Source organism: Lonsdalea quercina, assembly GCF_900107885.1.
GTDB lineage: Bacteria > Pseudomonadota > Gammaproteobacteria > Enterobacterales > Enterobacteriaceae > Lonsdalea > Lonsdalea quercina.
This window is the reverse complement of record NZ_FNQS01000001.1, coordinates 222,695-245,993: the sequence shown is the minus strand read 5'-3', so window position 1 is coordinate 245,993 and position 23,299 is coordinate 222,695. Positions and strand designations below refer to the sequence as shown.

Sequence of the window (23,299 nt, the reverse complement as noted above, 5' to 3'; positions counted from 1 at the left end):
CGCGAGGGATTTAAGATTAAGCCTATGGTCGACAGACTTGGTCATCGTGTTTTGTTGACGTTGGTTTTGTTCACATTCTGCTAATTTATCGCAGGTTAAGCACCTGGATAAGGGAGATGAAATGAAGCAGGCATTTAAAGTTGCATTAGGTTTTTTGATGCTATGGGCGGCAGTCCTCCACGCGGAAGTACGCATTGAAATCACCCAAGGGGTTGATTCCGCTCGCCCGATCGGCGTTGTTCCGTTCAAATGGGTGGGGCCTGGCGCCGCACCTGAAGACATCGGGGGTATCGTTGGCGCGGATTTGCGCAACAGCGGTAAGTTCAACCCTATTGATCCTTCTCGAATGCCGCAGCAACCGGGCAGCGTGGCGGAAGTGACGCCTGCGGCTTGGACGGCGTTGGGCATTGATGCCGTCGTCATCGGGCAGGTTCAGCCCAGCGCCGATGGTTATGTGATTTCTTATCAACTGGTCGACACCTCGGGCAGCGCAGGCAGCGTGTTGGCGCAGAATCAGTTTAAGGTCACCAAACAGTGGCTGCGCTACGCGGCGCATACCGCCAGCGATGAAGTTTTTGAAAAACTGACCGGGATTAAAGGCGCATTCCGTACGCGAATCGCCTATGTGGTTCAAACCAACGGTGGCCAATATCCTTATGAACTGCGCGTGGCAGATTATGACGGCTACAATCAGCTCCCCGTGCATCGTTCCCCGCAGCCGTTGATGTCACCCGCATGGTCTGCCGACGGCAGCAAACTGGCGTACGTGACCTTCGAAAGCGGCCGTTCCGCGCTGGTAGTGCAGACATTGGCCAACGGTGCGATCAAACAGGTTGCCTCGTTCCCACGTCATAACGGCGCACCGTCCTTCTCTCCGGACGGCAGCAAACTGGCTTTCGCGCTGTCCAAGAGCGGCAGCCTGAATCTTTACGTGATGAATCTGGCTTCTGGACAGATGACTCAGATAACCGATGGACGCAGCAACAACACGGAGCCGACCTGGTTCCCGGATAGTCAGACACTCGCTTATACTTCCGATCAGGCGGGACGTCCGCAGGTGTACAAAATTAATGTCAACGGCGGTGCGCCTCAGCGCCTGACCTGGGAAGGTGCCCAGAATCAGGACGCGGATGTCAGCAGCGACGGTAAATTTCTGGTGATGGTTAGCTCTAATAGCGGAGTGCAGCATATCGCCAAACAAGATCTGGTAACGGGTGCCGTTCAAGTATTGACGGACACGTTCCTGGACGAAACGCCTAGCGTTGCGCCTAACGGCACCATGGTAATCTACAGTTCCAAACAGGGGATGGGATCCGTGCTGCAGCTGGTTTCGACTGATGGTCGTTTCAAAGCGCGTCTTCCGGCAACTGATGGTCAGGTAAAATTCCCTGCCTGGTCGCCGTATCTCTAAATGCAAATATCTATGATAACCTTTTGAAAGGACATAAAAATGCAATTCAATAAAGTGCTGAAAGGCCTGATGTTGGCTCTGCCGGTGCTGGCTGTTGCCGCGTGTAGCTCTAACAAGCATGCTAACAACGACCAATCTTCTGAGAATGGCGTCGGCGTTGGCAGCGGTATGGAAAACGGCGGCAACATGTCTTCCTCTGAGCAGGCGCGCCTGCAGATGCAGGAACTACAGCGCAACAACATCGTCTACTTTGATCTCGATAAGTATGACATCCGTTCGGATTTTGCTCAGATGCTGGATTCTCATGCCGCATTCCTGCGTAGCAACCCGTCTTACAAAGTGACCATTGAAGGTCATGCGGATGAACGCGGTACGCCGGAGTACAACATCGCTTTGGGCGAGCGTCGTGCGAATTCCGTGCAGATGTACCTGCAGGGCAAAGGGGTTTCCTCTGACCAGATCTCTATCGTTTCTTACGGTAAAGAAAAACCCGCGGTTCTGGGTCATGACGAAGCTGCTTACGCTAAAAACCGTCGCGCCGTTCTGGTCTACTAAGAGTCTTGCATGAACAGTAACTTCAGACCTTACCTTCTCAGTCTGTCGTTACTGGTTGGCGTAGCGGCCCCCTGGGTCGCTACCGCCCAAGCGCCAATCAGTAATGCCGGCTCAGGCTCGGTAGAAGATCGAGTCACTCAACTGGAGCGAATCTCAAACGCTCACAGTCAGCTTTTAACCCAACTTCAGCAGCAGCTCTCCGACAACCAGCGCGATATCGACAGCCTGCGTGGTCAGATTCAGGAAAGTCAGTATCAGCTTAACCAAGTTGTAGAGCGTCAGAAACAGATCTACCAGCAAATAGACAGCCTGAGCTCTCAGGGCGCTCGAACGCCTGCTCCTGCGGCCTCAGACGCTAACACACCCCCTGCGGCGAGTAACGCTGCTCCGAACGCGCCAGCCAGCACAGGAGACGCGAACAGCGATTACAATGCCGCCGTGGCGCTAGTGCTTGAAAAAAAGCAGTATGATCAGGCTATTGTTGCACTACAAAACTTCGTCAAAAAATATCCTGATTCCACTTATCAGCCCAACGCCAACTATTGGTTGGGGCAGTTGAACTACAACAAGGGTAAGAAAGACGATGCGGCTTACTATTTCGCCAATGTCGTAAAAAATTACCCTAAATCTCCCAAAGCGTCCGAAGCCTTGTACAAGGTTGGGGTCATCATGCAGGAGAAAGGCCAGACTGATAAAGCCCAGGCGGTATATCGTCAGGTGGTCAAGATGTACCCAAATACCGAAAGCGCTAAACTGGCGCAAAAATCTTTGTCTCACTCTTAATTGCCACGATAAGGCACAAAATTCGCTCGAAATGAGCGGCTTTTGTGCCTATTTGTTTGAGTTGTAAGCAGTTAAACGTTTTTTTTATAAAATAGGTTGCGTGGAAAAATTATCACAGTAATATATGCCGCCGTTGCCAAGGCGATAGTGAATCGCTGAAGTGATGTGGAAATTGGGTCGTTAGCTCAGTTGGTAGAGCAGTTGACTTTTAATCAATTGGTCGCAGGTTCGAATCCTGCACGACCCACCATTTTCCAGTGCTACATCTTGAAGTATTCCGCAGTGCGGGTCGTTAGCTCAGTTGGTAGAGCAGTTGACTTTTAATCAATTGGTCGCAGGTTCGAATCCTGCACGACCCACCATCCCAAGTTTGTTTTCCGAATTCCAATCTACATGCCAAAATTACTTATCGCACGCGTCGTGCGGGTGAGAAGCTGCGTACAGGTTCGAGCCAACAAAATTTAATGCTTTCCCGTACATATTCATCACAAGCGTCTATTGCATTCTTAACCCGCCCTTCTATTTTCTTTGTTCATCTATCGCCCGCCCGAGCGACTGCAGTCCGTCTATCCTTATGAATTACGCTATTGATTTTAATAAATTGAACCTTTATGCGATATATAACGTATAAAAGCGGAATTAAATGGTAAGAAGGGATTGTTTTGTTTAGTATTTGAAACATTGTCTAGCTATAAAGTCAGACGCCATGACGATAACGTATTTTCGGGGCAGACGAGGTGAAGATGGATTTTTTCAGTACGAGCAATATTTTGGTTCATATTCCGTTGGGGGCGAACGGTTACGATCTCTCATGGGTTGAAGGCCTGGGAACCTTATTCGGCTTACTGTGTATCTGGTTAGCCAGCCTGGAGAAGACGAGCAATTATTTTTTCGGACTGATCAACGTCACGTTGTTTGCACTAATTTTCTTCCAGATCCAGCTCTACGCCAGCCTGCTGCTGCAAATCTTTTTCTTCGGTGCGAATCTCTATGGTTGGTATGCCTGGAGCCGGAAGACCAGCGCCGACCAATCCGAGTTGCGTATACGCTGGCTGTCTCTGCCGCAGGCATTGGGGTGGGGGGCTGCCTGCGTCATTGCTATTGGCCTGATGACGGTTTATATCGACGCGCTCTTCGCACTATTGACTGATATCGCTGTGATGCTGATGAAAGGCATTGGAATTAGCGTCGAGCGACCTCAGCTACAGCCTGACGCATTTCCTTTCTGGGATTCCACCATGACCGTGCTGTCCATTGTGGCGATGATCCTGATGACGCGTAAATACGTTGAAAACTGGCTGGTCTGGGTGGTCATCGATGTCATCAGCGTGGTGATTTTTGCCTACCAGGGCGTCTATGCGATGTCGCTGCAATACGCCATCCTAACGTTGATAGCCCTCAACGGTTCCTGGCTGTGGATTAAGGGCGCGCGTGAAAACCAGTCACGCCCTTTGGCCCGAGCCAGCTAACCGCGACTGAGCACCATTAATGGTGGTGATGGTGATGGTGATGGTGTTCGCCGGCCACCTGCTGAATATGGCAGTGGCCGTGATCGCAGTGGCGGTATTCCATTTGGATGGTCACATGATCGATCTGATAGCGTTGCAGCAGATAGTCCTGAATTTGCTGTAGCAATGCATCGTGATCGTCAGAGGGCGTCACCTGCGCATGCAGCGTCAGCAGCGGTTTTTCTCCAACCTGCCATAAGTGGACGTGATGCACGTTCTGCACCGCCGGGATATCGGCACTCAGACTCTGTCTTAACGCGTCGACGTCAATTTGGGCAGGCGAACCTTCCAGCAACTCGTGAAGACTTTCTTTCAGCAGCGCCCAGGCGCTGCGCAATATCAGCATTGACACCACCAAAGACAAAATGGGGTCAATTGGCGTCCAACCGGTCATCATGATAATCAGCGCTGCGGCAATCGCTCCGACCGACCCCAACATATCACCCAATACATGGAGAGCCGCCGCGCGGACGTTCATGTTTTTTTCGTCGCTGCCGCGATGTAGCAGCCAGAATGAAAGCAGATTAACCATGAGGCCGCCGACTGCGATGATGAGCATCGGGATTCCCGCGATCGGCTGGGGATGGCTGAAGCGCTGAAAAGCCTCCCAGCAGATCCATAAGGTGATGATGAACAACGCGATGGCATTGATGAAAGCCGCGAGCGTAGTTAATCGCAGAAAGCCGAAGGTATGGTTGGACGTGGGACGACCTGCGGCAAAGCGTACGGCCAGCAAGGCGACCAGCAGCGCGGCGGTATCCGTCAGCATGTGCCCAGCGTCAGCCAGCAGCGCCAGAGAGCCTGACAGCAGCCCACCGACCGTTTCCACAACCATGAAAAGGGCGGTGAGCGTAAACGCCGCTAGCAGTCGTTGACTATTGTTTTGTTCGTTGGGGCGGGATTGGGTCATCGAATGAGTTCCTGTTTGCAGATCTGTTTCAACTGTATGTCAAACGGGACAAAAAACCTACAGTAGCGTCGCTGAAGGGAATGCATTGCTGAAAATACCGTGGGTGCCGTCGTACTCCTCGGACTGAGGGGAAATTATTCAGGGATTTTAGTCCTTAGCTTGTTTTATAATGCGCCATCCGCGGGGTTTCCTGCTTTTATTTGTGGCTGACTGAGTTGTGGGCATGAACCACAGGCCAAGCCTACCGTTCAGGAATTATTGGGATTGCTATGAGTTATCAAAACGACGATTTAAGAATTAAAGAAATCAAAGAGTTGTTGCCACCTGTCGCGTTGCTGGAGAAATTTCCCGCGACGGAGAATGCCGCTAAAACGGTGTCTCAGGCCCGCTCAGCCATTCATAAAATCCTGCACGGCGGCGACGACCGTCTGCTGGTGATTATTGGCCCTTGCTCCATTCATGATGTTAAAGCCGCCAAAGAGTACGCCGCCAGGTTGCAGGAGCTGCGTCAGGAACTGCACGGCGAGCTGGAAGTCGTCATGAGAGTCTACTTCGAGAAACCGCGCACGACGGTGGGCTGGAAAGGGCTTATCAACGACCCGTACATGGATCATAGCTTCCAGATCAACGACGGTCTGCGCATCGCCCGCAAACTACTGCTGGACATCAACGACACCGGCCTGCCGGCGGCGGGTGAGTTCCTCGATATGATCACGCCGCAGTACCTTGCCGATCTGATGAGCTGGGGCGCGATTGGCGCGCGTACCACCGAGTCTCAGGTGCACCGTGAGCTATCTTCCGGTCTGTCTTGCCCGGTTGGATTCAAAAACGGCACCGACGGCACGATCAAGGTCGCCATCGATGCGATCAACGCCGCGCAGGCGCCGCACTGCTTCCTGTCAGTGACCAAGTGGGGTCACTCCGCGATCGTGAATACCAGCGGCAACAACGATTGCCACATTATTCTGCGCGGCGGTAAAGAGCCTAACTACAGCGCGAAGCACGTGCAGGAAGTGAAAGTCGGTTTGGAAAAAGCCGGGCTGACGCCGCAGGTAATGATCGACTTTAGCCACGCGAACAGCAGCAAACAGTTTAAGAAGCAGATGGAAGTCGGCGCCGACGTTTGTTCGCAGATCGCCGGTGGAGAAAAAGCCATTATGGGTGTGATGATTGAAAGTCATCTCGTGGAAGGCAATCAAAACCCGGATAGCGGCGAGTCACTGGTCTACGGTAAAAGCATCACCGACGGCTGCATTGGTTGGGATGATACCGCGACGTTGCTGCGTCAGTTAGCTGACGCCGTACGTCATCGCCGCGGTTAGTCGTCTGTTGGATGGTAAATCACCGCCTCAACGGCGGTGGTTTTACGTTGGTCGTTGGTAGAGGGTCGTGAGGATGTGTGTGGTTATTGTCGCCCTCACGCTAAGGCGGCATGATTATAGTCCTGCTGACCCTAAACCCTTCAGATAACCGTCCGATGGTGCCTTCAGCGGCTTAGACAGCATCTGCAATATCGCTTCCTGTCGAACAATTAATCCCTATCTTGGATCCCTCCCGTAGGAAACGATGTAAGACAGGCAATAAAAAACCCGGCCTGAGCCGGGTTTTTTTATGGAGTGAAAACGAATTACTTCGCTTTACCCTGATTAGCTACTGCTGCAGCTTTCGCGGCGATTTCATCCGCGTTGCCCAGGTAGTAACGTTTAGTCGGTTTGAAGTTTTCGTCGAATTCGTAAACCAGCGGAACCGCTGTCGGGATGTTCAGTTCCAGAATTTCGTCTTCGCTCAAGTCGTCCAGGTATTTGACCAGCGCACGCAGGGAGTTACCGTGGGCCGCAATAACAATGCGCTCACCGGTTTTCAGACGTGGCAGAATGGTTTCGTTCCAGAACGGTACAACGCGATCAATGGTCAGCGCCAGGCTTTCGGTCAGCGGCAGCTCTTCGTCGGTCAGAGATGCATAACGTGCATCGTGGCCCGGGAAACGCTCGTCTTCACGAGTCAGTTCCGGCGGAGTTACGGCAAAGCCGCGACGCCACAGTTTGACCTGATCGTCGCCGTATTTTTCAGCTGTTTCGGCTTTGTTCAGTCCTTGCAAAGCACCGTAATGGCGTTCGTTCAGTTTCCAGCTTTTTTCTACTGGCAGCCAGGCCTGATCCAGTTCGTCCAGCACGTTCCACAGTGTGTGGATGGCACGTTTCAGCACGGAGGTGTAAGCGAAATCGAAAGAAAAACCTTCTTCTTTCAGTAATTTACCAGCCTGTTTGGCTTCGTTGACGCCTTTTTCAGACAGCTCAACGTCCATCCAGCCGGTGAAGCGGTTTTCTTTGTTCCACTGGCTTTCGCCGTGTCGTACCAGTACCAGCTTAGTTACAGCCATAGCTTAACTCCTTCAGATCCTAAGATTTCTGTAATGACTGCCCCCATTATAGGGTTGGAGAACAGTCATCGGCAATCGCTTGTCGTCTCACTGTCAGTTTATTGCGCGCAATTACGGCATAAAACCGTCAGCTTGATCGGTTCAGCCTGTCATTTTCCCCCAAATGCCTGCGTGTCAGGGGACCGATGACCACAAAAGTGGCCAGCGAGCGGGATAAAACCGACGATTCATATAGTATCTTTTGGCGACTCTACGAGCCACCTGTCGTCGGTCAGGGCTGCGCATAGTGTACCCATAATTTGCCGATGATTTTTGATCTGACCTAAGGTCGCGAACTTTAGTCCAACATCGTCTGTCGAGACGCTAGACCACGTTCGGCGCATCCTCGAAGAAAAACCGATAGGCGGTAAGCGACAGATAAGTTTCTCCCGGATTGAGCCAACAGTCTGGCTGCGGCCATTCGGGATGGTGAGGGCTATCGGGCAAAAATTCGCTTTCGAGCGCGATGCCGGCGTAGTTGGGGTAGGTGCCCCCATTGCGGTCCGGCGTGCCTTCAAGCGCATTGCCTGTGTAAACCTGCAACGCAGGCGCACTGGTGCTGACGTCCAGCCGAACCCGCTTGTCGCTGGACCACAATACGGCGGCAGGATGGGGAGAAGGCGCATCCTGCCGCAGCGAAAAGGCATGATCATAGCCGCCGACAGCGCGTTGGTCGTCGTCAGTCAAAAAATCCTGTAGCAGCGTTTTCGGCAGACGGAAATCCATGCTGCTGTCGGCCACCGGTTTGAGCTTGCCAAAAGGAATGCCTTCCGCGTCGGTGGGCAAAAAATGGTCGGCGAACAGCTGGAGCTGATGCCGGCGCACATCCTCAAACGTTCCGTCGAGGTTGAAATAGGCGTGATTGGTCAGACAGACCGGACAGGCCCGATCGACCTCCGCACGATAGGCGATCGTCAGCCGATTGTCGTCGGTGAGATGATAATGCGCCTCTACCGTAAGATGACCGGGAAAACCCTGGTCGCCCGCCGGAGAGTGCAGTTGATAGGTAATGGCATTCTCGCTGTGTTGAACGATTCGCCAACGACGCGCACTAAACCCGACAGGGCCGCCATGCAACTGATGTTTTCCGCTGTTGGCCGCCAGTGGAATATGGTGTCCCTCGTTGTCCAAGGCCGCATTAGCAATTCTGTTGGCGTAGCGGCCGACGGATGCGCCCATGTAGGCGCTCTGATGAGGGTAATGTTCGGGCGCGCAGCCGAGCAGAACTTCACGCGTCTCATCCGGTGACAGCGGCAGAAGGCAGGACGTCCACGTCGCGCCCCAGTCCATCACGGTGACGCACATACCGGAGGCGTTCCGCAGCAGATTCAGTTGAAAAGGCTGACCATCCGGGGCCAGCGTAGAGGAAGCTTCACTATGCATTGCACTCTCCACTTCGCGACTGGCAGCGCATCCCGCTGAGTGTTGCGGCGCGGAGAGACGCCACTGCCGCCGTCGAAATTAGTCAGGGAACCCCGTGGGATGAGAGGACTGCCAGCGCCAGACGTCGGCGGCCATTTCATCCAGAGTCCGTGCCACGCGCCAGTTGAGGTCGCGGGCCGCTTTTTCCGCATCCGCCCAGTAGGCGGGTAAATCGCCTTCGCGTCGCGGCGCGAAGTGATAGGGGATGGGTTTGCCGCAGGCTTTGCTGAATGATTCGACGACCTGCAGCACGCTATAACCCACGCCCGCCCCTAGATTATAGATGTGAACGCCGGGCTGGCGATGCAGCGTATTCATGGCGGCGATATGACCGTCCGCCAAATCGACGACGTGAATATAGTCCCGTACGCCAGTGCCGTCGGCGGTGGGGTAGTCGTTGCCGAATATCGCGAGAGAATCGCGGCGGCCGACGGCGACCTGCGCAATATAAGGCATCAGATTATTGGGGATCCCCTGAGGATCTTCTCCCATTTCGCCCGACGGATGCGCGCCGACCGGATTGAAATAGCGCAGTAGGACGATGCTCCACTCCGGCTCGGCGCGTTGCAGATCCTGCAAGATTTGCTCCACCATCAGTTTGCTGCGTCCGTAAGGACTCGCAGGCATTCCCGTGAGAAAACTTTCCTGATAAGGAATTTGAGGCTGATCGCCGTAAACGGTGGCTGAAGAGCTGAAGATCAGCGTCTTAACGTTGGCTTTTTTCATTGCTTCGACCAGCGTCAACGTCCCGTAGACATTGTTATCGTAGTAGTCGATCGGCTTTTGTACCGACTCGCCCACCGCTTTGAGACCGGCGAAGTGGATCACGGCATCTATCGTGTGCTCAGAGAAAATTTCATCCAGCAGCTGTCGGTCGCGAATATCGCCCTGATAAAAGATGGGAACCTGTTCGCTGAGTCGCGCAATGGTGGGGATGACGCTCGCTTTGCTGTTGCAAAGATTATCGAGAATGATGGGCTGATGTCCTGAGGCGATCAACTGCACGCAGGTATGGCTTCCTATGTAACCGCTCCCACCTGTAACCAGTACCTTCATAATGACCTCTAATCAAAAAATAGGGGAAAGAGGGAGCACGCAAAGCCCGACGCAAAATCGATTGAAAAAGGGGGAACAATGAGCTTTGTTGAGCCTGATGCTCTCATCATGAAGACAGTGTACAAACTTCCGTGAAACAATTAAGTCTTTTACCTACAGAATAAGCTGAAAAGTAAAAACGTGAAATCGCTATCACGCCGATGAACTGACCGAGGGAACGCAATGCGGAGCAACCCGACGTCAGCGTCGGGTCACCGGGAGACGATTCAGCACGTTTCTTGCTGATAGCGGTAGGTGGAGCCTTCCGGCACAAATCGCAGGCGATGCGTAATGCAGCGCGGGGCATCTTCCGCATGATGTGAGACGAAAAGCAACTGCGTGTCGCCTTCTCCGATCAGGCGGTCCAGCCAGCTGCGAATCAGCTGACGATTGATCGGGTCCAGGCCCTGTAAAGGCTCGTCGAGGATAAGCAAAGCGGGGTGTTTTACCAGCGCGCGGACGATCAGAACCAACCGCTGCTGTCCCCACGACAACGATTGGAAGGGCGCATCCGCCGCCGCGTCCGGCAGTCCCAGCAATGATAGCCACTCCGCCGTCAGTTGGTTTTGCCGGTCGGAAGCCGTCTGATAAACGCCGATGGAGTCGAAAAAGCCGGAAAGAATGACGTGGCGTACGCTGATGCTGACGCGGTAGTCCATGTGCAGGCTACTGCTGACATAGCCGATATGCCGTTTGATGTCCCAGATGGTTTCACCGCTGCCCCGGCGGCGGCCGAACAGCGTCAGATCGTTGCTGTAGCCCTGTGGGTGGTCGCCGGTGATGAGACTCAGCAACGTCGATTTTCCGGCTCCGTTAGGCCCGAGAATCTGCCAGTGCTGACCCGGCATGACGGTCCAGCTAAGATCGTCCAATATCCGGCGATCGTCATAGCTCACAACGCCGTGATTGAGCCTGATCAAGGGCTGTGCGGACAGGGTTGCGGTCCCTTGCGGTCGCGGCGAATCCGTCTCCGGCAACTGGACATCATGGCGTTTCTCGCTGTGAGCCAGCAGCGCGACCAGCTCATCCGCCATTATCTGTTCGCGTTTGCCGTGTCGGGTGAGCGAACAGCCCGCCAGCACGCCGACTTGTTCAACAAACGCGGGAATATCCTCGAAGCGGTTGATGACGAGCACCAGCGTGTAGCCCTGCGTTATCAGTTGCGCTAGCTGGTCGCTCAACTGTTGACGGGATCCCACATCCAGTCCATCGAAAGGTTCGTCCAGAATCAGCAGGTCAGGCTGCGGCATCAGCGCCTGACACAGCATAGCTTTACGCGTTTCCCCCGTGGACAGATGCTTGAAACGCCGCTGCAACAGGTGGGCGATGCCAAACTGTTCGGCCAGTGATGAACAGCGCGCGTCGTCGCAGACGGCGTCCTGAATCACTTCTGCGGTGGTACGGCCGGCATCATTTTCGCCTTCGCTCAGCATATCGGTATTGTTACGCTGCCATTCCAAGCTTACCAACTGTTGTAACTGCTCGAACGACAGTCGCGCGATACGCTGAAAGTCGCACTGACGCTGGCCTTCCAACAGCGGCAACTCGCCGGACAGCGCTTTCGCCAGCACCGATTTGCCGCTGCCGTTGGCGCCGACGAACGCCCAGCTCTCTTGCTGGCGGAGGGTGATTTCTTCCAGCCAGAATGTGTGGGTGTCGCTGAGGCGATAGCGGGCCTGATGCAGTTGCAAAAATGACATAGTGGTTTCCTTCGTGAGTATTCCTGCGCGTTCTTCATGCCGGCGCGCGAGCTCTCGGCGCATTTGCCGCTCAGCACAGCGTGGCGATAATCACCTGTTCGGCGCTGAAACTGGCGTTGACGAATTGGTCGAGCTGAAGCGCATATCGTGCCACGGCGGCGTTAGAGAGCGTTGCGCACAGCACTTCTCCCCCGGTCAGCGTCACCAGAATTTCGCTATGGTCGTGACCGGCTTGCAAATGGGTGATTTGGCCCGGCAGCACGTTATCGACGTCTGGCGATACCTGAGCTTGCGGAGTGACACTGACCCAGGGCGCTTTAATCAGCGCCAGCACCTCTTTGCCCTGCGTTAATTGCAAACGCTCGGCGCTTTGGGCGGTGACGGCGGCCAGTATTTGAGTCTTGCCGTCGGCCAATAAAATCTTCAGATATTGCTGCACCGGCTGTTCCGCCCGGCTGATCAGCGTGCCGAACAGCTGGTTGCGCGCGCTGGTTTGCAGCGAGAAGCGAGCGATGGCGGCCAACAGACTGTCGAGCGGCAGGGTGTCCCGCTGTAAGACATCAAAGGCTTTCTGCTGTACCTGCGCCAAAAGGTCATACAGCTGGATTAAGCGTTCCCCGTAGCTCGTGACCGCTGCGCCGCCGCCGCCTTTGCCGCCGGTCACCCGGTCAACCAGGGTTTGGTCGGCCAGCTGATTCATTTCGTTGATAGCGTCCCAGGCGCTTTTATAACTGATGCCGGCTAACTTGGCTCCCTGACTGATGGAACCGGTCAGCCTGATCTGTTTAAGCAGCGCAATGCGGCGAGGGTCGGCAAACAGACGCTGTTGCAGTTTCAGGGTAAGAAGAATTTCTGCTTGCATGGCAATAGGTTCCATTGAGGGAATCGGGTCAGCGAAAGGCATTGTCACCATTTTTTCTGCGGTGGGCAAATCGCACGAAAGGCCGCATTAATTCATACTTTTCGGGTAGACTGTTTACAAGCGCGGGCTAGCGTTGACGTTAGCCTGATGAATCTGGATCGCTGTCTTGCCATGACAGCCATTGCCTTCAAGTGAGGTCGACATGTTGGAGTTGCTGAGTAGTCTGCTGTTTGCAGTATGTATGGTGCCGGTGATGATGGCCTTGATTCTGGGATGCATTTACGGTCTGGGCGAAGTGTTCAACGTGTTCTCCGCCCTCGGTCATCATGAATCCAAATCTTCACATAAAACGTCCTGATCTCCGTTCTTTGAAAATCCGGCGCTCGCCGGATTTCTCCCCGTCATTATTCACCAGTTCAGCTTCCACAAAGCGAATGCCATTTTATCACTACCGTTATATTATCCCCTACACAACGAAAAAATAACGGGGAACATCGTCATGCAATATTCATGGAAAAAATGGTTGTCCATATTCACATTGAGTCTGGGAATGATCGCCACGGCCTCTGCGGCGACCGACAAGGTGACGGTGTTCGCTGCTGCGTCGCTGACTAATGCGTTGCAGGATATTGCCGAGCGTTATCAGCACGAAAAACAGGTTTCGGTCGTGGCGTCGTATGCCTCTTCGTCAACGCTAGCGCGGCAAATAGAGCAGGGCGCCCCCGCCGATATCTTCATTTCCGCCGACCAACAGTGGATGGACTACGTTCAGGACAAACAGCTGATCGATAACGGTAGCCGTTATACGTTGCTGGGTAATGAACTGGTGGTGATCGCACCCAAAAGCGCCGACGTGAAAACGTTCGCCATCAATGCCTCCACCGACTGGACGAGTCTGCTTAAAGGCGGTCGTCTGGCCGTCGGCGATCCTGACCATGTTCCCGCTGGCATCTATGCTAAAGAGGCGCTGCAAAACCTCAAAGCCTGGGACACCTTATCGCCGTTGATGGCCCGTGCGAGCGATGTGCGCGGCGCGTTAGCGCTGGTCGAGCGTGAAGAGGCCCCGTTGGGGATTGTCTATGGCTCAGATGCGGTAGCCAGCACCAAAGTGAAGGTAGTGGGGACTTTCCCGGCCAGCAGCCATAAACCGGTGGAATATCCGGTCGCTATCGTTAAAAGTCACGATACGGCGGCGGTGAAAGCCTTTTCCGACTACCTGAAAACCCCGCAGTCCGCCGACATCTTCAAACGCTACGGCTTCACTCCTCGCTAATGTGGCTCAGCGACTATGAATGGCAGGCGATTCAGTTAAGTCTCAAGGTTTCGCTGTTAGCCGTGAGCTGTAGCCTGCCGTTGGGGATACTGATGGCCTGGATACTGGTGCGCTGCCGGTTCCCCGGCAAGTCACTGCTGGATAGTCTCATTCACCTGCCTTTAGTTTTGCCGCCGGTGGTGATCGGTTATCTGCTGCTGGTGGGGATGGGACGCAAAGGCGTGATCGGCGCCTGGCTCTATGAATGGTTCGGCGTCAGTTTCAGCTTCAGCTGGCGTGGTGCGGCGCTGGCCTCCGCCGTGGTGGCGTTTCCGCTGCTGGTGCGGGCAATTCGCCTGTCGCTTGAAATGGTGGATCCGCGTCTTGAACTGGCTGCCCGCACGCTGGGCGCGCAGCCGTGGCGCGTCTTTTTCACCGTCACGCTGCCCTTAACGTTGCCCGGCATTATTGTCGGTACGGTGCTGGCATTTGCACGCTCTTTGGGGGAGTTCGGCGCGACGATTACGTTTGTGTCCAACATCCCCGGTGAAACCCGCACGATCCCGCTCGCAATGTATACGCTGATCCAGACGCCCGGCGCGGAGATGCAGGCCGCCAGGCTGTGCCTCATCGCCATTGTGCTGTCGTTGTTGGCGCTGTTGCTGTCGGAATGGCTGACCGGCTGGAGCCGGCGGCGGCTGGGGGGATAATGCTGCAACTGGATTTTTCTCAACGGTTAGGCGACCTGTCGCTCAGCGTCACATCGACCCTGCCCGCCAGCGGCATTTCCGCCATATTCGGCGTATCCGGCGCAGGAAAAACGTCGTTGATTAACGCTATTGCCGGGCTGACCCGGCCCGATCGCGGGCATATTCAGCTCAATGATCGTGTACTGACGGATAGTGAACGTGGCATCTTTCTGCCGCCCGAGCAGCGCCGTATCGGCTACGTTTTTCAGGATGCGCGACTTTTTCCCCATTACCGGGTCGCTGGCAATTTGCGCTACGGCATGGCGCCCGCTATGCGCGGGCAGTTTGACGATATCGTGCAGCTGCTGGGGATTGAACATTTGCTGAAACGGCATCCTTCGACCCTGTCGGGGGGAGAAAAGCAGCGGGTGAGCATCGGTCGGGCGTTGCTGACGGCGCCGGATCTGCTGCTGATGGACGAGCCGCTGGCGTCGTTGGATGCGCCGCGCAAGCGGGAACTGTTGCCTTATCTCGAGCGGTTGGGGAAAGAGGTTAAAACCCCCATCCTGTACGTCAGCCATAGTCTGGAAGAAATCTGGCGTCTGGCCGACCGCGTCGTGGTGTTGGATCAGGGCAAAGTTAAAACGCAAGGCGAGCTGGAGACGGTATGGGCCAGCAGCGCGTTGCGGCCGTGGCTGCCGAGGGAAGAGCAAAGCACAATCCTTAAGACCATCGTATTGCAACACCATCCACGTTATCCGATGACCGCGCTCTCACTGGGCGACCAGCATTTGTGGGTGCAGAAAATTGATGCGCCGCTGAACAGCGCCCAACGCATCCGCATTAACGCGGCGGATGTCTCGCTGGCGATGGAACGGCCCACGGCAACCAGTATTCGCAACGTGCTGTCGGCACGGGTGGCGGAGTGTCTGGAGGTTGGCGATCAGGTCGAGGTCAAACTGCTGGTCGGTGGTCAGGTCCTTTGGGCGAAAATTACCCCTTGGGCCAGAGATGAGTTGGGGTTACGCCCGGATCAACGGCTGTTTGCTCAGATAAAAAGCGTTTCAATCACGCCGTGATCCGTGTTCTGCGACAGGCTGCCGGTATGGCAGCCTGCGCGCCGCGGGATCAGAGAATACGTTTCCTAATCAGTTCCGCAATGCCCGGCTCTTCGTTGTGACCGATCACGACATCCGCGCTGGCTTTAACCGCATCGGCGCTGTTGCCCATCGCGACGCCCAGACCGACCGTAGAGAGCATGCTGATGTCATTGAAGTTGTCGCCGAAAGCGACGATATCCTGCATCTGCAACCCTTGATCCTCCACCCAGCGACGCAGTAGCTTGCCTTTGCTGTTGCCGGACTGAGCCACGTCGACCTGATCTTTCCACGACCATTCACAGGTGACGCCAAGCTCTTCCTCCACCTGTTGCGCGAAACCATTCAGATGGGCGTTGTCCGGGTGGTGAGTGGCGAATTTCCAGATCTGCTGCGCGCGTGCGGTTTCCTCCTCCAGATTATCCACGTGACGGAAGTTCGGACGCAGGTCTGCCGGTAGCGTGTCCGACCAGGCCAGCGCACGGACGACGTGACCGGTCGGTTTTTCATAAAGCATCTGGTCGTCGGCGTACATCAAACCGTGGATGTCGAACTGTTGCAGTTTTTTCAGCACGCCTTTGGCCTGTTCCGGCGTCAGCGGATGTCCTTCCGAGGCACTCTTTGTCTGATAATGATACAGATAAGAGCCATTACAGCAGATAGCAGGTGTATCTAGCTCCAGCGCCTGATAAAAAGGGCGGATGGCCGAGTGATGTCGACCGGAAACGATCAGTACCTTGATCCCGGCCTGCCGGGCCAGGGCCAGCGCTTCCATCGAAGCGGGCAGAATGGTTTTCTTTGCAGTGAGTAAGGTGCCATCCAGATCGAGGGCGATTGCGCGATAGGACATCGTGATTTCTCTCGGTTGTAGGTAAACTTTTTTCAGATGGTACACCGTAAGCCGGGGGCGCTGTAGGACCAATTTCTTTCCATTCGGTCTGTCAGCCACTTCGTACAGAGCGTGAGCGATGTCACAACCGCGCCCGATTCAAGGTGAGGAGCGATAGGCCGTTCCGGTCTACTATTGATGTCTGAGTGTTGAGAAGCGCAATCCGCGTTTAAAGGAGAGTCTAATGCAGCAAGTGGTTTATACCGCCAGTCCCGAAAGCCAGCACATTCACGTGTGGCGGCTGAATAGCGAAGGCGCGTTGACGTTGTTACAAGTCGTTGAAGCGCCTGGACAGGTACAGCCGATGGTGGTGGCGCCCGATAAACGGCACCTTTACGTCGGCGTGCGTCCGTCGTTCCGTGTAATTAGCTACCGTATTGCACCGGATGGAACGTTAACGGAGGCGGGGGCGGCTGCGCTGCCCGGCAGCCCGACACACCTGTCTACCGACCACAAAGGCCGCTTTCTGTTCTGTGCCTCATACAGCAATGCTTGCGTCAGCGTCAGCCCGATCGGCGACGACGGCGTGGCGGGGGAGTTTATCCAGCAGTTGGATGGCCTGGAAGGCTGCCACTCCACCAATATCGACCCGGATAACCAGGTGCTGTGGGCGCCGTGTCTGAAAGAAGATCGCATTCGGCTGTACGACCTGTCGTCAGAAGGAAAACTCACCGAGCATCAGCCCGCGGATCTGCCCGCTGCGGCGGGTGCTGGCCCGCGCCACATGGTGTTCCACCCCAACCAGCGTTTCACCTACTGCGTCAACGAACTGGACAGCTCGGTCGATGTTTTCGCACTCAAGGATGCTCATGGCAACATCGCCCGCGTGCAGACGCTGGATGTGATGCCGGAGGATTTCACCGGAACGCGTTGGGCGGCGGATATCCATATCACCCCGAACGGCCGCTTCCTGTACACCACCGATCGCACCGCCAGCGTAGTCAGCATCCTCGGGGTATCGGACGATGGCGGTCATCTGAGGCTCCTCGGTCATCAGCAGACGGAGATCCAACCGCGTGGATTCAATATCGATAACAGCGGTCAGTTCCTGATTGTGGCGGGGCAGAAGTCGCACTATATCGAGGTCTATCAGATCAATCCTGACGGCGGACATCTGCAACCGCTATCGCGCTACGCGGTAGGACAAGGACCGATGTGGGTGACGATTCTGGCGCTGGATTAAGTCTGAATTTTTCAAACCTGAAGACATGAAAGAAAACCCGGTTCGGGTGCCTTCCGCACCGGGTTGATGCACTATCCGCGATATTCGATGATAGACAGCCCAGCGTTATAGTCAGTGCTGTACACCATCCCCTCAGCATCCACAAATACGTCGCAAGACTGGATGACGCGCGGGCGTCCGGGACGCCGGTCCATCATTCGTTCTGGCGCGGCGGGCACCAGCGCGCCAGTCTCTTTGGGGCGATAGGGGTTGCTGATGTCGTAAACGCGCACGCCCGCGTTCTGATAGGTCGCGAAGATCAGCGTTGAGCTGATGAAGCTGCCCGGCCGGTTCTCGTGCAAATTATGTGGCCCAAAATGCGCGCCTTTCTTCACATAATCCACTTCGTTCGGCTGGGGGAAGGTCGCGATGCTGACCGGGTTGGTCGGTTCGCGAATATCAAACACCCAGATCAGTTTTTCCCCGTCTTCCTGATTGTCCAGCACCGCCTCGTCCAGCACGACCAACAAATCGCGATCTGGTAACGGCAACGCAGTGTGCGTGCCGCCGCCGAATGGCGGGCTCCAGTTCCGGTGGCTGATCAGCTGCGGCTGCGTGCGGTCGCTGACATCCAGCAACGTCAGTCCGCCGTCGCGCCAGCTGGCGTAGGCCGTATCGCCGCTGACGATAGCGTGGTGCAGCGCGTAGCGTTTCCCTTCCGGCCAGTCAGGCGTTTCGCCGCCGGCGGTGTGCATCCCCGGCAGCCAGTAACGTCCTGCGACTTCCGGCTTACGCGGATTGGCCAGATCGATGGTCAGAAAAATGTAGTCGCTGTAGCCTTCCAGCAGAGCGGACACGTAGGCCCAACGTCCGCCAACGTACCAGATGCGGTGGATGCCGATGCCGTTCAGCGGTAGGAAGCCGATCTCTTGCGGTTTGTCCGGACAGGAGATATCAAAGATCCGCAGACCGGCGCTCCAGGTATTGCCTTGTTGCCGTGTATCCACGGTTTCGGCGACGGAGCGGGTGTAATACACCTTTTCCTCGGCGAAGTTCGCATCGGCGAACAGATCGCGGGCGTTGACGACCAATAACAGGTCGTCGTGTGTTTGCAGATGGATATTCCAGGTGCCGGGAGGGGCGGGGAGAAAGCGCACCGTTTTGGGGTTGATGGGGTCGCGAACATCAACGATGGAAACGCCCTGCGACACCATATGGCCGATATACGCGTAGCCCCGATGAACCATCACCTGTACGCCATCAGAGCGTCCGCCCTGATCGCTGTGGCCGATGAGCCGCATATTGCGGCTGTAATCAGGGGTGGGCAAAGGTGCTGATGCCATAACTTGCCTCCATTATTTCGATTTTGCGGCCAGTGTAGCAAACCACGGAGCGATGAAATCATCCGTCTGGCCCCAGCCCGGAATGATCTTACCGAGGCTGGCGACATTGACCGGACCTGGCTGGCTTGCCAGCAACGCCTGTGGAATAGTGGCGGCGCTAAATTCGTAGGTGGCAGGCGTCGGCTCGCCGGCGATTTTGTTAGCGACCAGTCGCAGGTTCACTTTACCGATCAGTTTCGGGTCCACCGCGACGCTGACTTTCCACGGGCTTGAGGCTTCGCGCATCAACTGCAGATCCTGATTGGAGATGTCGATGCTGTAGAGTTTGATCTCCGTGCGGCCGTTCTCTTTCAGTGCTTTATAAGCGCCCTGACTGAAAGCATCCCAGGTGCCCCAAATAGCATCAATCTTCCCGCGCGGGTATTTCGCCAATACCGCGCCGACTTTGTTGGCGGTATCGCCCTGCACGTCGGAGGAGACGGCGCCGATGGATTCCAGCTCTTTAATGCCTGGATTGGCTTTCAGCAGTTGCTGGTAGGCCGCCTGACGGCGTTCCATCGGCGGGAACCCGGCGACCCACAGCTTGATGATATTGGCTTTGCCGTTGAAATCTTTCACCAACTGGCCGAAAGAGGCTTTGGTCAGCGAGGCGTCGTCCTGTTGGGTGACGGTCACACCGGGAATATCCCGGTTCACCGCGGTGTCGAATACCGAGACTTTGATGCCGCTATCAACGATGCGCTGCAGCAGCTCGGTAGAGTATGGGTCGCGTCCCTGAGACAGAATAATGCCGTCGTATTTCTGGCTGATGGCCTGGTTGACGAAGTCCTGGAAGCGAGCGTCGTCGCCGTTGCTTAGAAATGTGCTGACTTTGAAGCCGAGTTTTTTCCCTTCTTCCAGCACGCCGGATACGAACTGGGTGGTGTTGTCATCGGAGCCCAGATTACGGATGACGGCGATACGCACCGGACCGCTATGGTTAGCCAGCGAGGCAGGCAGCGGAGCGAGAGTGGGGGTATTTTCTGCCAACGCAGGCAGCGCGATCGTCATGCTTAATGCCACGAGTGCGGCGTGAAACGTCTTCATCTGAGGCTCCTTGGTGGGGAAATCGTGTTGCCAGTTTATGGATATCTTTATGTCTGGATGTCTATTTGCGTGATGGGGCATCATAGCGACAACGACGAAAGGAGCAAAGCGCCCGGTTATGTTTTTTGGTTTTATCTTATAACGTGTTGTTCGCCACCTTGTAGAGCCGGGATTGGCGGGAACGGATAATACGGGAAAGGGGGAACGTGCGGCTCCCGCTCGGCGCAGCGGGAGCGCGACGGACGTTTATTCAGCGAAGAAAGAAACGCCCTGACCGACGTTGCAACGGTAGCTCAGCGTAGTGCCGCGCTGTTGCAGACTGGGCAGATCGTACATATAGGTCGTGAAGTTGACGATGTTGTCCGGCAGCACCTGATAGCGCATAAATTGCTGAATGGGTTTGCCGTCGTTCGCCACCGTAAAGTGTTCATCGCTGAACGACAGAGCCCCGTCGCCGGTCAAGCGATAGGCCTGAATGCGCAGGCCGCCTCGGGTCTGGCTGGCGACGGCGCCATTCTGCGGCGTACACTGCGAAAGGTCGATATTGACGGCCACTTCGCTTCCCTGATTCAGCGCGTTGATGATAGTGGATTGGCTGGTCAGCGGTCTGGCTGCGCAGGCGCTAGCGGCGACGGTGAGTAAGGATACGGTTAAAAACAGCGGGGTCATGCGAGACATAAACGTCCTCCGTGATGTGAGTAAAATCCCTGCCAATCTGGTTGGCTCAAAAAGCATAGCCGCATCTGGCGGCACCGTCCTAGATCTTTAACGCGTTCGTGTTGAAGATGCTAACAAAAATCATTTAAATACAGCGTCTTATGACTCATCAAAAAACTAGATCAGGAATTCTCCGAACCTCGTTTATCCGCCGGACATGTCTCGAAGATGCCATCAGCGTTGGTAGACCGGCTAAAACCGCGGTGAGGGTTAAGGGAGCAATGTGCAGCGGTAAGCAGGGAAACGCAGGCCGCGGGGATGTTCAAGCGAAGGGGAAAATCGAGCGAGAGGAGGATAAAAGCAGGCTGAGCCGAAGCCCAGCCTGACAGGCGTTATTTCACCAACATACCCGGCTGCGCGCCGCTGTCCGGGCTCAGCAGGAAGATGTCTTTTCCGCCGGGACCCGCCGCCATCACCATGCCTTCGGACATACCGAAACGCATTTTACGCGGCGCGAGGTTGGCGACCATGATGGTCAGGCGGCCTTCCAGCTGGCTTGGGTCCGGATAGGCTGCGCGGATCCCCGAGAAGACCTGACGCGTTTCGCCGCCCAGATCCAAAGACAGACGCAGCAGCTTGTCCGAACCTTCCACCAGTTCCGCTTTCTGAATCAGCGCGATACGCATATCGACCTTATCGAAATCGTTGAACGTGATGGTGTCCTGAATCGGATTGTCCGCCAGCGGTCCGCTGACCGGCGCCGCGGCGGCGATGTCCTGCTTAGAGGCTTCAATCATGGCTTCGATATTCTTCGGATCGATACGGTTGAACAGCGCCTTGAACGGATTGATTTGGTGGCCCAGCAGCGGCTGAGTCATCGCATCCCACTGTAGATCCGTATTCAGGAACGCTTCGGCACGCTCAGACAGCGACGGCAGCACCGGTTTAAGGTAGGTCATTAACACGCGGAACAGGTTGATGCCCATAGAGCAAATTGCGTGCAGATCGGCGTCGCGACCTTCTTCCTTCGCCACGATCCACGGGGCCTGTTCGTCCACATAGCGGTTGGCGAGATCGGCCAGCGCCATAATTTCACGAATAGCTTTGCCGGATTCACGGCTGCTGAACGCGTCGGCAATGCTGTCAGCCGCGTCGGTGAAGGTCTTGTACAGCGCCGGGTCGGCCAGCGTATCGGCCAACTTGCCATCGAAACGCTTGTTGATGAAGCCCGCATTGCGTGAGGCCAGGTTGACGACTTTATTGACGATGTCGGCGTTCACGCGCTGCACGAAGTCTTCCAGGTTAAGGTCGATATCGTCGATGCGGGAAGAGAGCTTGGCCGCGTAGTAGTAACGCAGGCAGTCGGCGTCCAAGTGCTTCAGATAGGTATCTGCTTTGATAAAGGTGCCGCGAGATTTAGACATCTTCGCGCCGTTAACCGTCACATAGCCGTGGACGAACAGGTTGGTCGGTTTGCGGAAGTTGCTGCCTTCCAGCATCGCGGGCCAGAACAGGCTGTGGAAATAGACGATATCCTTGCCGATGAAATGGTACAGGTCGGCGTCGGAGTCTTTGCGCCAGTAGTCGTCGAAATTCAGATCGTCGCGCTTGTCGCACAGGTTCTTGAATGAACCCATGTAGCCGATCGGCGCATCCAGCCAGACGTAAAAATATTTACCCGGCGCATCCGGCACTTCGAAGCCGAAATATGGCGCGTCGCGGCTGATGTCCCACTGCTGGAGACCAGACTCGAACCACTCCTGCATTTTGTTCGCGACCTGATCCTGCAGAGCGCCGGAACGGGTCCAGGCTTGCAGCATGTCGCTGAAAGCGGGCAGATCAAAGAAGAAGTGTTCGCTGTCGCGCATCACCGGCGTCGCGCCGGAAATCGCCGATTTCGGATCGATCAGTTCGGTCGGGGTATAGGTGGCGCCGCAGACTTCACAGTTGTCGCCGTACTGATCCGGCGATTGACATTTCGGGCAGGTTCCCTTCACAAAGCGGTCCGGCAGGAACATGCTTTTTTCCGGGTCGAACAGCTGGGAGATCGTGCGGCTCTTGATGTAGCCGTTTTCTTTCAGACGGCCATAAATCAGCGTGGACAGCTCGCGGTTTTCTTCGCTGTGCGTGGAGTGATAGTTGTCGTAGCTGATGTTGAAGCCCGCGAAATCCTGCTGATGCTCCTGACTGACGGCCGCAATCATCTCCTCCGGCGCAATCCCTAGCTGCTGAGCCTTCAGCATGATAGGCGTGCCGTGGGCGTCATCCGCACAGATGAAATTAACCTGGTTGCCGCGCATTCGCTGATAACGAACCCAGATATCCGCCTGAACGTGTTCAAGCATGTGGCCAAGGTGGATAGGACCGTTAGCATAAGGCAGCGCGCATGTGACCAGAATTTTCTTTGCGACTTGAGTCATAGTGGGGAACTTGCTTGTTATTGAATGAATGAGAAGGAG

The 23,299-nt window shown here is 55.5% G+C and carries 21 protein-coding genes and 2 tRNA genes; 12 read left to right on the top strand and 11 right to left on the bottom strand.

Annotated features, from left to right (window positions below; translation table 11 throughout):
* The first annotated feature begins 121 nt into the window (after window positions 1–121).
* The 6 genes from tolB to pnuC all read left to right on the top strand — a co-directional run bounded on the left by tolB (window position 122) and on the right by pnuC (window position 4,218).
* Window positions 122–1,411, top strand: coding sequence for a Tol-Pal system beta propeller repeat protein TolB (tolB, locus tag BLU64_RS01095; protein WP_026743177.1), 1,290 nt, complete (start codon window positions 122–124; stop codon window positions 1,409–1,411).
* Window positions 1,412–1,450: 39 nt separating this feature from the next.
* Window positions 1,451–1,966, top strand: coding sequence for a peptidoglycan-associated lipoprotein Pal (pal, locus tag BLU64_RS01090; protein ID WP_026738989.1), 516 nt, complete (start codon window positions 1,451–1,453; stop codon window positions 1,964–1,966).
* Between the two features lie 9 nt (window positions 1,967–1,975).
* Window positions 1,976–2,749, top strand: coding sequence for a cell division protein CpoB (gene cpoB / locus BLU64_RS01085; protein WP_026743176.1), 774 nt, complete (start codon window positions 1,976–1,978; stop codon window positions 2,747–2,749).
* 174 nt (window positions 2,750–2,923) lie between these two features.
* Window positions 2,924–2,999, top strand: a tRNA-Lys gene (locus BLU64_RS01080).
* Window positions 3,000–3,035: 36 nt separating this feature from the next.
* Window positions 3,036–3,111 (top strand) — tRNA-Lys (locus BLU64_RS01075).
* A 381-nt stretch (window positions 3,112–3,492) separates the two neighbouring features.
* Window positions 3,493–4,218, top strand: coding sequence for a nicotinamide riboside transporter PnuC (gene pnuC / locus BLU64_RS01070; protein WP_026743175.1), 726 nt, complete (start codon window positions 3,493–3,495; stop codon window positions 4,216–4,218).
* 16 nt (window positions 4,219–4,234) lie between these two features.
* Here pnuC and zitB read toward each other — a convergent pair whose 3' ends face one another.
* Window positions 4,235–5,167, bottom strand: a complete 933-nt coding sequence (gene zitB / locus BLU64_RS01065; protein WP_026743174.1) for a CDF family zinc transporter ZitB — start codon at window positions 5,165–5,167, stop codon at window positions 4,235–4,237.
* Window positions 5,168–5,436: 269 nt separating this feature from the next.
* On the opposite strand from zitB, the gene aroG reads away from it, so the two are divergent.
* Entirely contained in the window at window positions 5,437–6,489 is a 1,053-nt protein-coding gene (gene aroG, locus BLU64_RS01060; RefSeq protein ID WP_026743173.1) for a 3-deoxy-7-phosphoheptulonate synthase AroG, read from the top strand.
* Between the two features lie 305 nt (window positions 6,490–6,794).
* Here the strand turns inward: aroG and gpmA are convergent, their stop codons facing one another.
* The 5 genes from gpmA to modE all read right to left on the bottom strand — a co-directional run bounded on the left by gpmA (window position 6,795) and on the right by modE (window position 12,665).
* On the bottom strand, window positions 6,795–7,547 hold the full coding sequence (gene gpmA, locus BLU64_RS01055; protein ID WP_026743172.1) for a 2,3-diphosphoglycerate-dependent phosphoglycerate mutase: 753 nt from the start codon (window positions 7,545–7,547) through the stop codon (window positions 6,795–6,797).
* Between the two features lie 363 nt (window positions 7,548–7,910).
* Window positions 7,911–8,969: a galactose-1-epimerase gene (gene galM, locus BLU64_RS01050; protein ID WP_026743171.1), complete on the bottom strand. Its 1,059-nt coding sequence runs from the start codon at window positions 8,967–8,969 to the stop codon at window positions 7,911–7,913.
* 78 nt (window positions 8,970–9,047) lie between these two features.
* Window positions 9,048–10,064 (bottom strand): UDP-glucose 4-epimerase GalE, encoded by a 1,017-nt coding sequence (galE, locus tag BLU64_RS01045; protein WP_074727715.1) that lies wholly within the window; start codon window positions 10,062–10,064, stop codon window positions 9,048–9,050.
* 266 nt (window positions 10,065–10,330) lie between these two features.
* The gene (gene modF / locus BLU64_RS01040) at window positions 10,331–11,803 is read right to left on the bottom strand and encodes a molybdate ABC transporter ATP-binding protein ModF (RefSeq protein ID WP_026743169.1); all 1,473 of its coding nucleotides are present in this window, start codon (window positions 11,801–11,803) and stop codon (window positions 10,331–10,333) included.
* A gap of 70 nt (window positions 11,804–11,873) precedes the next feature.
* Entirely contained in the window at window positions 11,874–12,665 is a 792-nt protein-coding gene (modE, locus tag BLU64_RS01035) for a molybdenum-dependent transcriptional regulator (protein WP_026743168.1), read from the bottom strand.
* 202 nt (window positions 12,666–12,867) lie between these two features.
* Between modE and BLU64_RS01030 the strand changes: the two genes are divergently transcribed.
* From BLU64_RS01030 to modC, 4 genes are all read left to right on the top strand, one after another.
* Window positions 12,868–13,023 (top strand): AcrZ family multidrug efflux pump-associated protein, encoded by a 156-nt coding sequence (locus tag BLU64_RS01030; protein WP_036153105.1) that lies wholly within the window; start codon window positions 12,868–12,870, stop codon window positions 13,021–13,023.
* A gap of 141 nt (window positions 13,024–13,164) precedes the next feature.
* Window positions 13,165–13,938: a molybdate ABC transporter substrate-binding protein gene (gene modA, locus BLU64_RS01025; protein ID WP_026743167.1), complete on the top strand. Its 774-nt coding sequence runs from the start codon at window positions 13,165–13,167 to the stop codon at window positions 13,936–13,938.
* Window positions 13,938–14,627 carry a molybdate ABC transporter permease subunit gene (modB, locus tag BLU64_RS01020; protein WP_026743166.1) on the top strand — a complete coding sequence of 230 codons (690 nt, stop codon included), beginning with the start codon at window positions 13,938–13,940 and terminating at the stop codon, window positions 14,625–14,627. The genes modA and modB overlap by 1 nt, the downstream gene beginning before the upstream one ends.
* The gene (gene modC / locus BLU64_RS01015) at window positions 14,627–15,685 is read left to right on the top strand and encodes a molybdenum ABC transporter ATP-binding protein ModC (protein WP_026743165.1); all 1,059 of its coding nucleotides are present in this window, start codon (window positions 14,627–14,629) and stop codon (window positions 15,683–15,685) included. The genes modB and modC overlap by 1 nt, the downstream gene beginning before the upstream one ends.
* A 49-nt stretch (window positions 15,686–15,734) precedes the next feature.
* Here the strand turns inward: modC and BLU64_RS01010 are convergent, their stop codons facing one another.
* Complete coding sequence (locus tag BLU64_RS01010) at window positions 15,735–16,553, bottom strand: pyridoxal phosphatase (RefSeq protein WP_026743164.1); 819 nt, start codon at window positions 16,551–16,553, stop codon at window positions 15,735–15,737.
* 223 nt (window positions 16,554–16,776) lie between these two features.
* On the opposite strand from BLU64_RS01010, the gene pgl reads away from it, so the two are divergent.
* The gene (gene pgl / locus BLU64_RS01005; protein WP_026743163.1) at window positions 16,777–17,775 is read left to right on the top strand and encodes a 6-phosphogluconolactonase; all 999 of its coding nucleotides are present in this window, start codon (window positions 16,777–16,779) and stop codon (window positions 17,773–17,775) included.
* A gap of 71 nt (window positions 17,776–17,846) precedes the next feature.
* Here the strand turns inward: pgl and BLU64_RS01000 are convergent, their stop codons facing one another.
* The 4 genes from BLU64_RS01000 to metG all read right to left on the bottom strand — a co-directional run bounded on the left by BLU64_RS01000 (window position 17,847) and on the right by metG (window position 23,260).
* Complete coding sequence (locus tag BLU64_RS01000) at window positions 17,847–19,097, bottom strand: LVIVD repeat-containing protein (RefSeq protein ID WP_026743162.1); 1,251 nt, start codon at window positions 19,095–19,097, stop codon at window positions 17,847–17,849.
* 12 nt (window positions 19,098–19,109) lie between these two features.
* A complete protein-coding gene (locus tag BLU64_RS00995; RefSeq protein WP_026743161.1) occupies window positions 19,110–20,183 on the bottom strand; it encodes a sugar ABC transporter substrate-binding protein in 1,074 nt (357 codons plus the stop codon).
* Window positions 20,184–20,429: 246 nt separating this feature from the next.
* The gene (locus BLU64_RS00990; protein ID WP_026743160.1) at window positions 20,430–20,861 is read right to left on the bottom strand and encodes a VirK family protein; all 432 of its coding nucleotides are present in this window, start codon (window positions 20,859–20,861) and stop codon (window positions 20,430–20,432) included.
* A 371-nt stretch (window positions 20,862–21,232) separates the two neighbouring features.
* Window positions 21,233–23,260, bottom strand: coding sequence for a methionine--tRNA ligase (gene metG / locus BLU64_RS00985; RefSeq protein ID WP_026743159.1), 2,028 nt, complete (start codon window positions 23,258–23,260; stop codon window positions 21,233–21,235).
* Window positions 23,261–23,299: the final 39 nt, after the last annotated feature.